Below are 13,410 nucleotides of genomic sequence, written 5' to 3'. Positions count from 1 at the left end.
TGGAGGTATAAAAAATGGATTTTAGCTTAAATCTTGGGGCTTTAGATGAAGGGAAACTGGCAAAAATTGATGAAAATAAACTTTATGATGTAACTGTAGTGGGTTCTGGACCTGCAGCTGTCTCAGCGGCAATCTATGCAGCTAGAAAAGGGCTTAATGTGGCGATGATTGGTGTGAAAATCGGAGGACAAGTTCTTGATACAAATGAAATTGAAAATATTATTGGAACTATTTCGACTACTGGAGCTAAATTTGCCCAAACTTTGGAAAAACATCTGAAGGAATACGAAGTTGCATTTAAAGAAGGACATTTGGTAAAAGAAATAAAGGAAGATGGAAAAGATAAAATTTTAGTAACTGATGATGGAAAAAGTTATAAATCGAAAACTGTTATTATAGCAACTGGAGCAAAACCAAGAAGTCTTAATATTCCAGGAGAAGCCGAATATGTTGGGAAAGGGGTACATTACTGCTCAACTTGTGACGGGCCTTTCTACAAAGGACTGGATGTTGCTGTAATTGGTGGTGGAAATTCAGGTGTTGAAGCGGCTCTTGACCTATCTGGAATTGCAAAATCAGTTACATTAATCGAATTTATGCCTGAATTAAAGGCTGATAAAGTTTTACAGGAAAAATTGGCTGAGCAATCAAACATAAAAGTAATTTTAAATTCTGCAACTACTAAAGTAAACGGAAATGAATTTGTAGAAAATATCATCTACAAAAACAGAGAAACTGAAGAAGAAAAAACATTAAATGTGGAAGGAATGTTTGTAGAAGTGGGATTATCACCTAGAAGTGAAGTCGTAAAAGATTTAGTTGAAACAAACAAAATTGGAGAAATCGTAATCAACCCTGAAAACAACTCAACTTCCGCAGCTGGAATCTTCGCAGCAGGAGATGTTACAAATATCAAGCAAAAACAAATAATCATTGCAATGGGAGAAGGAGCAAAGGCGGCGCTTAGCGCATTTGACTATTTAATTACAAAATATTAATTTTATTGCATTTACTTTAATTAGCTACTAACAAGGGGTCAAGACCTCTTGCTAAAAAAATTTATAATAAATTCATAGTTTAGTATATGGTGAGGCTGTCTCATAATTCAAAAATAATTTTACTAACATAAATATTATATATTTTAAAAATCAATAGATATTATTTTTATTGATTCCATAAATATAGATTTATGATTTAGGAATTTTATTTATTTTGTGAAACAGCCCCATTTTTTTATCGTATTTATAAAAGATATAAAAAGTTGACATCTACCTTATAATTGAGTAAAATACTATTAATTTAAGAATTTTTTATTTGAAATAGGAAATTTTGAATTTTTGCTAAATAAATACTGTTTAATGCTATTTCCCATTTAAACAGCAAATAGCTATGAATTTCTTTGCAAGGGGTAAAGATCTCTTGCTTAAATTTTTTAAACAGGATTTAAATTCTAAAAAGGAGGAAAATAGTGAAAACCTTAATAAGATTAATACAGTTTGTATTAAGTGAAATTGCTGAATTATGCAGTTTAATTTCATTGACAATAATGGCTATAGGATTTTACACGATATTGCCAATTTTAGTATTTTTTGCTCTTCTTGCTTTTATTTTTGCTGGAAACTGGAGCTGGCTCTTAGGTGTTCTTATTTACGTTCTAATTGCTTGTGCAGTTTTTCTGATTTTTAAAGCCATTCCAGAATTTTTGAATTTTATTTTAGGAATTCTTCTGAATGAAAGAGGAGAAAATAAAAAAATTTACAAAAAATATGAGCAATGGTTTGAAAGCGCAAGGGATCAAGAATACGAAAGAAGAAGAAAAGCTCAGGAAGAATATCAGAAGCAGCAGGACAGGGAAAAACAGTACTGGAAAGAAAAATCCCAAGAATACTCATACTATAGACATCAACAGGAATACTCAAGGGAGCAGTATGAAAGGAAAAATAACGGCTATTCAAATTTTGATTACCAAAGCACAAATGATGGAGGAATTATCCAGAAATTTGAAGAATATCTAGATATTTTGAAAATTGATAAAAATGGAGAAATAAATGAAGACATAATAAAAAAGGCATATAAAAAGGAAATAATTAAAGTGCATCCAGATAGAAATTCAGATCCAGATGCTAATGCTAAAACTCAAAAATTAAATGATATAAAGGAATTTTTAGATAACCAGCTGGAATATTATCTAATGCAAAGGAGAAAAGGACAATGATTATAAAAAATTACAAATATATAAAATTAGCTTATACAGCAAGAGTTCTAATTTTTTTAGCCTGTATATTAACACTAATTCTTTTAAAACTCGGAATATTTGTTATTGGTATCTGTTTTGTAATTTCATCTTTTATAGTTTTTGGCACTGATGCCTGTGAAAATATAGTTAGCAAGGAACTTAACCGAAGAATGTCAAAACTTCCAGTTCCAAAAAACCACATTTTCAAATGGAAGAGAAGCAGCAATATCGGTTACGCTTTTACAGATTCATCCAAAGGAACAATCTGGATTTGCAGCACGCAGACAAAATTTGAACTACATATATATCTTATATCAGAATTTGACATAACAGAATCTTTTGGAAAAATTCAATTTAGAAAGCATCCAGATACACTCAAAGAAAATGAACTTAGAGAATTTACAATATTTAACAGCCTTTAAATTTTGAAATTCACAATTATCCACTATTTAAATGGAAAACAGCATGACCCTTGCTAAAAAATTTATTTTCAAAAAAAAGAAGTTATCTAAATTCAAAGTAACTTCTTCTTTTTTATTCAATACTAAATCCAGAAATTATATTTTATTTATTTCCTGACAAGGAGCCTCGACCTCTTGCATAGTAGAAATTATAACAACTCTATTATTTTAATGGGAAATAGTATAAACTAGTTCATAAGCCCAAAAGTTAAGATTTTGAAAAATTCTTCATTTTCATCGCTCATTTCCCAATCTTTTCCATTTTTTACATACTTAACATCCAAAGTTTTTTCTGTATATTTCAAATCCTTGCTATTAAATTTTTCATTAAAAAATTCTTTTCCAAGTTCTGATATTTGATTTTGCAGTTCTTCGTTATTTTTTGGCATAGCCTTTGAAAGTTTTTCAGACATTCTATTTTGAAGTTCTGACATATAAGGTGTTAAATCAGGAGATTTTACAGTAACATTAATTGTAGCTGTATCCCCTTTTGCCTCAACTTTGTTAATTTTGTAGGTTATTTTTTTCATTCCTTCGCCATACATTTTACTAAATTGATCTAAAATAACCGTTACATCTCCACTTGCCTTGCCAAATTTTGATAAATTTCCCGACTGTATTACTTTCATTTGTCTCTCAAATTCCTTTTGCGCCGGATGAGTTCCACAACTTACTACAAATAGAAGCATGCTTAATAAAATTAATATTTTAGCCTTCATAAAATTATTTTCCTTCCTAAAAGTTTATTATATTATACCATAAATATATAAAGATATTTCCAGTATTTCATTAGATTTACATTACTTATAAACTGCTCTCATTTATCTTTTGTTAAAGTTTTAAGAACATCGCTGCAAAATTAAAATAAATTACAAGTGTCACAGCATCTGAAATTGTTGTTATCAAAGGGGTTGCCATAACTGCTGGATCGGCCTTCACAATTTTTGCTCCAAGCGGAAGCAGTGCTCCAACCAGTTTTGATACAATTACTGTAAATACAAGCGTCAATGAAACGACAAAAGCAATTACAAAATTAGTTTTTTCAAGCGTTATAAGTCTTATAAAATTTAACAGCGCCAAAACTATTGAAACCATTATTCCAATTGAAAATTCTTTTTTTATTACTTTAAAGGCATCTTTTGGAGAAATTTCCCCAAGTGCAAGTGAACGGATTACAACCGTTGAAGATTGTGAACCAACATTTCCTCCGCTTGACATAAGCATTGGAATAAATGCCGTTAAAATTATTGACTTTGCCAGAACTTTTTCATAACCTTGTATTATATTTCCAGAAATTGTGTCGGAAATCATAAGAACTGCAAGCCACCCAATTCTTTGCTTTGCCATCGTAAAGATGCTTGTTTTTAAATAGGAATCATCGGTAGGTGAAGTAATTCCAGCCATTTTGTGAAAATCTTCCGTAACTTCCTGATCCACAACATCCAAAACATCATCCACCGTAATTATTCCCAAAAGCCTATTTTCATGGTCAACAACTGGCATAACGATAAAATCGTACTTTTTAAATAAATCTGCAACTTTTTCCTGATCATCATGTGTATTTACACTTACAAAATTTGTATTCATAATATCTTCAATTACAGCACTGTCCTTTTTAGAAATCAATTCCTTTAGTGAAAGCACGCCTTCCAATTTTCCGTTTTTGTCCGTAACATAGCAAGTATAAATATTTTCCTTGTCTTTCCCAGTTTTTTTCAGCTGTCCTATCGCCTCTTGAACTGTCATATTTTTCTGAAAATCCACATATTCAGTCGTCATAATGCTTCCAGCTGAATTATCTGGATATTTTAGAAGCTGGTTTATCAAATGTCTATCTTTTCTATCCGTATTTTTCAAGATTTTTTTTACAATATCCGACGGCATTTCCTCGATAATGTCAACAATATCGTCAAAATACAGTTCATCAAATATTTCCCGTGTTTCAACATCAGTTGAAGCGTGAATAATCATTTCCTGATGTTCACTATCCAAATATGAAAACACATCCGCCGCTTTATCTTTTTTTAAAAGTCTAAAAATCATTATTACAAGCTCTGGCAGTTTAAATAAATTTATCACATCAGAAATTTCAACTGCATTTAATTTATCTAATTCTTTTTTTATTTCAAAATATTTTTTTTCTTTCAAAAGATCTTCAATTATTCTTTTTATTTTTTTCATTTTTTTCTCACCTCATTTTTCTTATATTAGTTGCCATATAACTTCGATTAGACAATCAATTTTTATATTCTTAAATTTTATAAAAATATTTACTTTATAACATTACTTAAAAACATAGTTGCAAATCTAAAGTAAATAGTAAGAGTAAGCGCATCTAAAATCGTTGTTATTAAAGGCCCTGCCATTATTGCCGGATCCATTTTAAAAGTTTTAGCGATAACTGGTAAAAAAGCACCTATTATTTTAGAAATTATAACTACAAAAATTAAAGTTACTGAAACTGTCATTGCAACATTTAAAGGTGTTTTTGTCAAAGTTATAATTCTTAAAAAATTTATTGCCGCCAAAACAACAGCTACTATAAATGAAATAAGAAATTCTTTTTTTAATATTTTAAAAGTATCTTTTGTATCAACTTCCCCCAATGCCAAAGCACGGACTACAATTGTCGAAGACTGTGCGCCTGCATTTCCTCCAGTGTCCATCAGCATTGGAATAAATGAAGAAAGTATAACTACAGACTGCAGCACATCTTCATATTTGCTTATAATTCTTCCAGTAAATGTAGCAGAAATCATAAGCACAATAAGCCAGCTAATTCTTTGTCTTGCCATTGTAAAGGCGCTTGTTTTTAAATAAGACTCCTCCACAGGCGAAATCCCAGCCATTCTATGAAAATCCTCTGTCGCTTCCTGTTCCACAACATCCATTACATCATCAATCGTAATGATTCCTAAAAGTCTATTTTCATCATCAGTCACAGGAAGTACGATAAGATTATATTTTTTTATTATTTCCGCAACCTTTTCCTGATCATCATTTACATGAACACTTATTACATTTTTATTCATAAGATTTTGAATTGGCTCATCATCCTCGCTCGTAATAAGCTCTTTTAGGGAAATTACTCCTTCCAGCCTCCTACCTTCATCAATCACATAGCAGGTATAGACATTTGCCATATCTTCCATAACATCCCTAATTTTAAAAATTGCAGAAGAAGCTGTCATATCCTTTTTTAAGTCCATATATTCAGTTGTCATGATACTTCCAGCTGAATTATCTGGATATTTTAACAAAAGATTTATTGTGTGTCTGTCTTTTGCATCGGTATTCTTTAATATTTTTTTTACTACATTTGACGGCATTTCTTCGATAATATCGACAATATCGTCAAAATACAGCTCATCAAATATATTTTTAGTTTCCACATCTGTCATTGTCTTAATAATCATTTCCTGATGTTCGCTGTCCAGATATGAAAATACATCGGCTGCCCTATTTTTGGAAAGTAGCCGAAAAATCATTATTAGTTCAGAAGACTCAAACTGATTCAGCAGTTCTGAAACTTCCACAATGTTTAAATCATTTAAATATTTTCTAATTTCAAAATATTTTTTTTCATCTATAAGTTTTTGAATAATGTTGTTTTCCATCATTATCTCCTTTCTTTTTTGCATTCTCAAATTTTTTAAATTTTTATGCAAATAAAAATCAGGAGAATAACAGCAACGAAGATACTCCCTTTATCCGTATTTGCATAAATTTGTAAATTTTAATTTATTCAGATTTTTAAATCTCTCTTCCGGGACTTCCTCGTTCAAAACATCCACCTCCACAAAACAATAAATTAGCATAAATTCCAAATATTTATATCCGTTATTTTTACTATATCTAAAATCAAAACAAAAATTAAGATAAATAACTAATAAAACTTATGCTCACAGAAATTCTACCAAACAAACTACCTATTGTCAATAAATTTTAAAAAATTTGAAAAATCTTTTTAATAACATTTTATTAAAATAAATTTTTTATCTAAATAATAAGCAAGACAAACTATTTTATTGAAAAATAATTTGACTTTTTAAATTTTTTAGGGTATAAATATATCATATGATTAAATATTCATATAACTAAATTTAAAAATTTAGGAACTTAGAAATAAAAATAAGTAAAAAGGAAGGGAAATTAAATGAAAGCAGTAGTAGTTAATAAAGAAGGAACTGGAGTAGAAGTTGTAGAAAAAGAATTAAGAGGACTAAAAGCCGGAGAAGCATTAGTTGATGTGGAATATTGCGGTGTTTGCCATACTGACCTGCATGTGGCTCATGGTGACTTTGGGAAAGTTCCGGGAAGAGTTTTAGGGCATGAAGGAATTGGGATTGTAAGAGAAGTTGCTGAAGGTGTGACATCATTAAAACCTGGAGATAGAGTTAGTATTGCCTGGTTCTTTGAAGGATGTGGAAGATGTGAATACTGTATTAATGGACAGGAAACATTATGTAGAGATGTAATAAATGCTGGATATTCTGCAGATGGTGGAATGGCTGAACAATGTATCGTTACGGCTGATTATGCGGTAAAAGTGCCTGAAGGACTGGATCCGGTTCAAGCCAGCAGCATCACTTGTGCAGGAGTTACAACTTATAAAGCTATAAAAGTTGGAAAACCTCAACCAGGACAATGGGTAGTAATTTACGGTGTAGGAGGATTAGGAAACTTGGCAGTTCAATATGCTAAAAAAGTGTTTAACACTCACGTAATTGCTGTTGATATTAATGATGATAAATTGGCACTTGCTAAAGAAGTTGGAGCAGATTATGTTATAAATGGTAAAAAAGAAGATCCAGTTGCAAAAATTAAAGAATTAAGCGGAATTGGAGCTCATATTGCTGTAGTTACTGCTGTATCAAAAGTTGCATTTAACCAAGCTGTTGATTCAGTAAGAGCTGCAGGAAAAGTTGTAGCTGTTGGATTACCATCAGAAACTATGGACTTGCCAATCGTAAAAACTGTATTGGACGGTATTGAAGTAATTGGATCGCTTGTTGGAACAAGAGAAGACTTGAGAGAAGCATTCCAATTTGGAGCTGAAGGATTGGTTGTGCCAGTAGTTCAAACTAGAACTATTGAAGAAGCTCCTGAAATCTTTAAGGAAATGGAAGAAGGAACAATTCAAGGACGTATGGTAATTGATATGCATTCTCATTCTTGCTGTTGCGGACATAAACATTAATTTACTTAAACTTAATTTATAATTTTAACTTATTTATATAAATAAAAAAATGTAATTAACTCAAATTGTTAGTTACATTTTTTCTTATTTTTTACTTTTTAATTTTTATCATTTTAATAAGATACTAATTTATCATTTATCAAAACTCTTGGATTTTTTGAACTAAACAAAGGATAGCCTCTATCATTTAATTTTGCATCATAAACTGCTATTTTTTGAACATTAATTTCATTTTTTAAAATATATTTTGCCAATTTATTGTCTATATAAATTTTCCTTTTAGAAACTTCCTTTTTATATTCATTTTCCGTCTTTTCATAACACTTTTCCACTCCTGAACTAATTTCATATACAGGAAAATCAGCATATCCATAAAAAGTCCTAAATCCTATTATTGATAAAAAATCTTTTGGATTTATTGTACATTCATAATAAAAAATTTTACTTGATGAATTTTCAAATTTTCTATAGTCACTTTGAGAATTTTCTCTTTCATCTTTCATTTTTTCAACTAGTCTATATTCTCTATTATCCTTTGGATTATAAATTTTACCATCTACAATATTTTTATCCTCTGAACTTGAATTTGAATAATTATCACCACCTATAAGAGCATCTCTTAATTTTGACCAAAAATCTGCTTTCATTGTTGATGTTACCATTATAAATGACAATAGGATCAATGTTAAAACTCTTTTCTTTTTCATAAAAATCATCTCCTAAAACTTATTTTTAATTTTTGAACTAAACTTTTATTTGAAAATATTTTACCAATGATAATTGAACATATATAATTTAAAATTCATAAAAAATTTGTAAATTTATTATTTAAAAAAGTCTATCAAAAATTAACTCTCATACCAGCTGTAAACACATTATTTTTAGCCTTTTTATCAATTTTTCCATCATAATTCAAATACCAGGCAAATTTTGAACTAACTTCATTTAAAACTCCAGCTCCTACCCATGTTTGGTTCTTTGAAAGTCCTATTCCCTTTACTTTAAATTTTGCATCTGGTAGTCCTGAATATGATGCTTTAAAATTCAAATCTTCATTATTAAATGCCCTTTGATGTGTTATATATCCTTGTAATGTAGTTTTTGAACCATTTTCAAAATTAAATTTCTGACTAACTCTAACTCCAGCAAGTCCACTTGTTTGTTTGTAAGTCTTTTTATCCGCCTTTAATCCAAATTGGCTATTTTCCTCATGAAATGCTCCTCTTTGAACTGTATCGTGCGAGATTCCAGCAAATGGTGTCAATACAAAATCACCTTTTTTCACATCATACCCTGTTTCTAAATATCCTGAAATTACTTTATCATTATGCTCAATTTTTCCTCGTGAAATATCATTTTCAGATAAAATAATATCCCTTTTAACTTCACTATTTACAAATCCAAGTCCAACTCTTCCTTGCAAATACATCAGATTATCTTTATTTCCAACTCTTCCATACACTGAAATTCCAAAATTATCCGCATCTGATTTTCCACCATGTCTATCAAATTTCACATTCCCTTTTGAATAAGCTAAAGCCGTTCCTAAAATCAAATTTTCTCCAAATTGCTTATCAATTCCAACCTGTCCTCCATAAACTTTAGTTTTTCCTTCAGCATACCCATTTTGTTTTAATTTCCCATTAGCTCCAATGGAAGAAATCCATAATCCAAATTTATCACTAGCATTATCAAGCGTTCCGAGCATTACAAGTCTATTTGATAAATCCTTATTTATTGTTTGCGATTGTTGAAATGTTAAAGCTTGAGCTGAAGCATAAATTTGTCCTGATAAACTATCTAATATACTTGAACTCAAAGATAGGGAATTTTTTTGAAGTTTTGCCGCACCTAAAGCAAAATTAGAAACATTTGCATTTCCTTCAGCTATTTTTTTATCTAATTCTTTAAAGGAAACCTCTACATTTTTAGCAGTATTCTTCTGCATTTCATCGCTATTTTTCAAACTATTTACATAATCTTCCACATTTTTTCTACTAATTGTAGCTTCAATTGAATTTCCTTTATTTTCCACTTTTCCATTAATCAATCCATCAGTTTCCACTTTTGCAAATTGTCCTTCTATTCCTTTTTCAGCTTCAATAACTGCCGATGTTGTTGGCATTGCAGTAACGTATCCATTACTCAAAAGTTTTACTGTGCTTCCCAAAGTTTGATTTCTTTCTCTTCCATCAATTTTTATTGTTCCTTTTACTATTAATTTTGATCCAATTTCTGCTTCTGTCACTGAACCATATTTCGCTGTATAATTTCCAGTTATAATCGCTCCTGTTCCAATATTCTTTAATGTTCCTTTATTTACAACATCAACTGCCTTATTAACAGTTATCTCCTCCGTATGATAATTTTTAGAAATTTCTCCTATCACAGTTTCAGGATTTGTAATCAATGTTCCATTTGTTTCTATTTCAATATTTTTGGGAGTAAATTTTTTCTTAACATCGAGTATTCCATCTTTTATTATTGTTTCATATTCAGAAGTATTGTCTCCTTTCAAAACTAGTGTTCCACCATCTACTTTTATTTTATAAAAAGAATTTTTTCCTTCTAAAACTAATGTCCCTTTTCCGTTTTTTTCTAAATCTGTATACGAGCCATAAATATTATTTCTAAAAACCCAAGTTTTTGTATCTGGAACATGAAACTTGCTTAACCTGTAATTCAAGTTTCTTGGTCCATTTAAAGCAGTAGTAGCATTTAAAAGTCCATATCCAAATACATCATCCACTCCTGCTGCTCCGATATCAGTAGCTGTTGAAAGAATTATGTCTCTAATCATATCCATTTTCATTCCAGGAAATTTTTCACGTACCTGATCTACCGCTTTTGCAACATTTTCCGCTGCTTTTGCTGATGTTCCATCTTCACTTACCGCAGTTATAGTCCATTTACTAGCTACCCCTGCATTTGACAATGGCTCTAAATCCTTCCATTCCAATCCTGCAGTTCCAGATTTATTCACAAGTGCAACTACATTTACCCAAGATTTTTCCAAAGTTTTTTCAAAATAAGGAAGTCCTCCTTCAAGTGATGGATTTTTATTTCCTCTGATATCCCCCGCTGGCCAAATATCTGAACCTCCCACAACTAAAGTTGCAGGGTTCTAAAATCTTTAAAATTATTTAAAAATTTTCTAAGAAGTTTGATAGCTTTACACTACCCTTATTCTTTTAGGTGTGTTCAGCTCACCTCTATTGTATAGGATACTTAAATCCACAACTTTACTTTTCCTTAATATGTTTAATGCTCCATTACAATCTGCATTTATAAGTTTTCCTGTGCTTGTTTGATATAGTCCTCTTTTTATCCTTTTTCCACTGAATATATATTCTTTTTGATTTTCTTTATCATATATTGGAATCTCATCTCCATCAAAGAAACTTGCTTTTGATGTATAACTCTCTTCTTGTAGTTTGAATTCTATTCCATATAGTTTACATAGATATATTAATTTATCTCTTAATTTTCCATATGGTATGTTTACAAAGTTTTGATTATTTATACTTCCAATATTTGATTTTCTTTGAAAATCTTCATTATATCCTAGAACTATTTTTCCTATATCATTATTAAGACAATAATTTATAATTATTCTTGCTGCTTTTGAAAGGTAATCTTCTATACGATTATTTCTCTTTCTAGCTATTCTCTTTTGCCTTAATGTTATATGCTCAATCTTTTGCTTATCTTTTATGCTTTGTAATTTTGCATTTGTCTTATTATAGTATTGATTTATTGATTTTAATTTTCTACCATCTATTATGAATGAAACTCCAGTATTTGTAACACAAGTACAAAGATTATCTATACCTAAATCAATTCCTAGTACATTTTCTTTATCTAATTCCCTTTGAACTTCTTTTACTTCGTAAGTATATTGAATTTCAAAGTACCTAGAATGTTGTTTTTGTATTATTCTAATCTCTTTTATCTTCTTGCCTTTTAATACTGGTGGTAGTTTTATTGTGATTTCCTTATGTGTCTTTCTAAATGCATTTGAATAAGGAACTATCAGAATATCATCTTTTAATCTAACAAAACCTATAACAAGAGTAGTAAATCCATCTTTAGCAAGATATTTAGGTAATTTTATATCTTTAAAATTATATTGACCATTCCTAGCAAGTTTTAAAAGTCCAAAAAATGATTTAAAACTTCCGTCTACTTCTTTTAAAATTTGTTGAGCCATATTAGAATTTAATTTTTTATAATTATCACTATTTTTAAGCATTTTATAGTTTTCGTTATAACTTAAATACTTTTTCTTATTAAAATAATACTGTCTAATATTATATATAGCTTCATTAGTTAAGTTCTTGGCTATATGAGATAAACATTTTAAATTCCTAAACTCATTTTTACTAAGATGTTTTACTTGTTGTTTTAGAGTTAAATACATATATAATCACCTCCTTTTCATCAGAGATATTATACCATGTATTCTACATTTTATCTGTCAAAAAAGTAATATTTTTTATTTATTTTTAAATATTTTTAAAGTTTTTAAAACCCCACAACAGTGGGAAGCGTCGTTCACATAAATACGCTACCATTTATGTAGTTCTCTTATGAACTTCTTGTTATCTCTAACAAGCACAGACTATATCTTATCCATATCCTATTTCAAGGACTTAGGCGAAACCACTTCCAATACCAATCGCTTGTATTGTACTCCCCTCACGAGGGATAGTCGTTGAACTTTCCTTTTCAGGCTTAGCTGCTGATTGTCTATTATCATAATGTTTAGGATTTAACCTTGCATCATCTAGTATATTTTTTCTGCTTTCGCCACCATCACACTTATACCATGTTTTCACTTAGATATTATGTTGTGGTTATACCAGCTTTAAGAGTTCCCAGCAGTTCAGTTTCTTTGTTGCACGGTTTTGCTCCGTGTCTACATACAAGTTTCCCTATATGCTTACTAAAATTTTCGTGCAATTCATTTTACGACTAAAGTCGTGAGTGTTCTTGCACTATTTAATAAATTATCTCCACCTGAAGCTGAATTTACCCTTGCAATATACTCGTCCATTAAATCTCCGCCAATTGCTGCTCGATAACTATTTGAAGCAGTTAAATCTGAACTAAAATCTGTAACTTGCTGTGTAGTTCCTGTACTGTGCAAAAATATTTTTTCATTCATTGGAGTCCCTGAAGATGTCTGGTAATCTTGTTTTTTTATTGGTGTTCCAGCTATATTTGGAATTTTAACTATATCACTTGTTGCCGTTGTAAGTATTATACCATTTGGATATTGTGATGAATATCCTCCATTTCGGATCACAATTTCACCGTTATAATAAACATCTGAGGCACTTGGCCCTTTTGGATTTGGATCTGCTGGCTTTGGTGTTGGTGTTGGTGTTTTTTCTGTATCCTTATTACCACCACTGCTTCCACAACTTATTAAAGATAAAAGCAAGGCATAAATAAATATCTTTTTGATTTTACTTTTCATATATACCACTCCCATTATAATCTGATTTGAA

The 13,410-nt window shown here is 30.1% G+C and carries 12 protein-coding genes; 4 read left to right on the top strand and 8 right to left on the bottom strand.

What is annotated here, in order from left to right:
- The first annotated feature begins 14 nt into the window (after positions 1–14).
- From FVE74_RS03090 to FVE74_RS03080, 3 genes are all read left to right on the top strand, one after another.
- Positions 15–998, top strand: coding sequence for an FAD-dependent oxidoreductase (locus FVE74_RS03090; RefSeq protein ID WP_147003178.1), 984 nt, complete (start codon positions 15–17; stop codon positions 996–998).
- Between the two features lie 470 nt (positions 999–1,468).
- A complete protein-coding gene (locus FVE74_RS03085) occupies positions 1,469–2,215 on the top strand; it encodes a DnaJ domain-containing protein (RefSeq protein ID WP_147003177.1) in 747 nt (248 codons plus the stop codon).
- Positions 2,212–2,658 carry a hypothetical protein gene (locus FVE74_RS03080; RefSeq protein ID WP_147003176.1) on the top strand — a complete coding sequence of 149 codons (447 nt, stop codon included), beginning with the start codon at positions 2,212–2,214 and terminating at the stop codon, positions 2,656–2,658. Before FVE74_RS03085 ends, FVE74_RS03080 begins: the two co-directional genes overlap by 4 nt.
- 227 nt (positions 2,659–2,885) lie before the next feature.
- On the opposite strand, the gene FVE74_RS03075 is transcribed toward FVE74_RS03080, so the two are convergent.
- The 3 genes from FVE74_RS03075 to mgtE (FVE74_RS03065) form a co-directional block, all read right to left on the bottom strand.
- Positions 2,886–3,416 carry a DUF5105 domain-containing protein gene (locus FVE74_RS03075; RefSeq protein WP_060917626.1) on the bottom strand — a complete coding sequence of 177 codons (531 nt, stop codon included), beginning with the start codon at positions 3,414–3,416 and terminating at the stop codon, positions 2,886–2,888.
- Between the two features lie 112 nt (positions 3,417–3,528).
- Complete coding sequence (gene mgtE / locus FVE74_RS03070) at positions 3,529–4,878, bottom strand: magnesium transporter (RefSeq protein WP_147003175.1); 1,350 nt, start codon at positions 4,876–4,878, stop codon at positions 3,529–3,531.
- A gap of 89 nt (positions 4,879–4,967) precedes the next feature.
- Positions 4,968–6,314: a magnesium transporter gene (mgtE, locus tag FVE74_RS03065; protein WP_147003174.1), complete on the bottom strand. Its 1,347-nt coding sequence runs from the start codon at positions 6,312–6,314 to the stop codon at positions 4,968–4,970.
- Positions 6,315–6,853: 539 nt separating this feature from the next.
- On the opposite strand from mgtE (FVE74_RS03065), the gene adhP reads away from it, so the two are divergent.
- Positions 6,854–7,897, top strand: a complete 1,044-nt coding sequence (gene adhP, locus FVE74_RS03060; protein WP_147003173.1) for an alcohol dehydrogenase AdhP — start codon at positions 6,854–6,856, stop codon at positions 7,895–7,897.
- Positions 7,898–8,010: 113 nt separating this feature from the next.
- Here the strand turns inward: adhP and FVE74_RS03055 are convergent, their stop codons facing one another.
- The 5 genes from FVE74_RS03055 to FVE74_RS03030 all read right to left on the bottom strand — a co-directional run bounded on the left by FVE74_RS03055 (position 8,011) and on the right by FVE74_RS03030 (position 13,379).
- Positions 8,011–8,604, bottom strand: coding sequence for a hypothetical protein (locus tag FVE74_RS03055; RefSeq protein WP_147003172.1), 594 nt, complete (start codon positions 8,602–8,604; stop codon positions 8,011–8,013).
- 134 nt (positions 8,605–8,738) lie between these two features.
- Positions 8,739–11,003, bottom strand: a complete 2,265-nt coding sequence (locus tag FVE74_RS03050; protein ID WP_232054026.1) for an autotransporter domain-containing protein — start codon at positions 11,001–11,003, stop codon at positions 8,739–8,741.
- A gap of 66 nt (positions 11,004–11,069) precedes the next feature.
- Positions 11,070–12,317: an RNA-guided endonuclease InsQ/TnpB family protein gene (locus FVE74_RS03045; RefSeq protein ID WP_147003171.1), complete on the bottom strand. Its 1,248-nt coding sequence runs from the start codon at positions 12,315–12,317 to the stop codon at positions 11,070–11,072.
- A 232-nt stretch (positions 12,318–12,549) separates the two neighbouring features.
- Positions 12,550–12,735: a hypothetical protein gene (locus FVE74_RS03040; RefSeq protein WP_147003170.1), complete on the bottom strand. Its 186-nt coding sequence runs from the start codon at positions 12,733–12,735 to the stop codon at positions 12,550–12,552.
- Between the two features lie 125 nt (positions 12,736–12,860).
- Positions 12,861–13,379 carry a hypothetical protein gene (locus FVE74_RS03030; RefSeq protein ID WP_232054025.1) on the bottom strand — a complete coding sequence of 173 codons (519 nt, stop codon included), beginning with the start codon at positions 13,377–13,379 and terminating at the stop codon, positions 12,861–12,863.
- Positions 13,380–13,410: the final 31 nt, after the last annotated feature.

The sequence above is a fragment of the Leptotrichia wadei genome (assembly GCF_007990445.1).
Taxonomy (GTDB): Bacteria; Fusobacteriota; Fusobacteriia; order Fusobacteriales; family Leptotrichiaceae; genus Leptotrichia; species Leptotrichia wadei_A.
The sequence above is the reverse complement of the archived record's forward strand: the minus strand, read 5'-3'. Positions and strand labels throughout refer to the sequence as shown.

What these genes read in the sequence shown, in the direction of transcription:
- FVE74_RS03090 (WP_147003178.1), top strand. Translation starts at nt 15, where the DNA reads ATGGATTTTAGCTTAAATCTTGGGGCTTTAGATGAAGGGAAACTGGCA.
- FVE74_RS03080 (WP_147003176.1), top strand. Translation starts at nt 2,212, where the DNA reads ATGATTATAAAAAATTACAAATATATAAAATTAGCTTATACAGCAAGA.
- FVE74_RS03075 (WP_060917626.1), bottom strand. Translation starts at nt 3,416, where the DNA reads ATGAAGGCTAAAATATTAATTTTATTAAGCATGCTTCTATTTGTAGTA.
- mgtE (WP_147003175.1), bottom strand. Translation starts at nt 4,878, where the DNA reads ATGAAAAAAATAAAAAGAATAATTGAAGATCTTTTGAAAGAAAAAAAA.
- mgtE (WP_147003174.1), bottom strand. Translation starts at nt 6,314, where the DNA reads ATGGAAAACAACATTATTCAAAAACTTATAGATGAAAAAAAATATTTT.
- adhP (WP_147003173.1), top strand. Translation starts at nt 6,854, where the DNA reads ATGAAAGCAGTAGTAGTTAATAAAGAAGGAACTGGAGTAGAAGTTGTA.
- FVE74_RS03055 (WP_147003172.1), bottom strand. Translation starts at nt 8,604, where the DNA reads ATGAAAAAGAAAAGAGTTTTAACATTGATCCTATTGTCATTTATAATG.
- FVE74_RS03045 (WP_147003171.1), bottom strand. Translation starts at nt 12,317, where the DNA reads ATGTATTTAACTCTAAAACAACAAGTAAAACATCTTAGTAAAAATGAG.
- FVE74_RS03030 (WP_232054025.1), bottom strand. Translation starts at nt 13,379, where the DNA reads ATGAAAAGTAAAATCAAAAAGATATTTATTTATGCCTTGCTTTTATCT.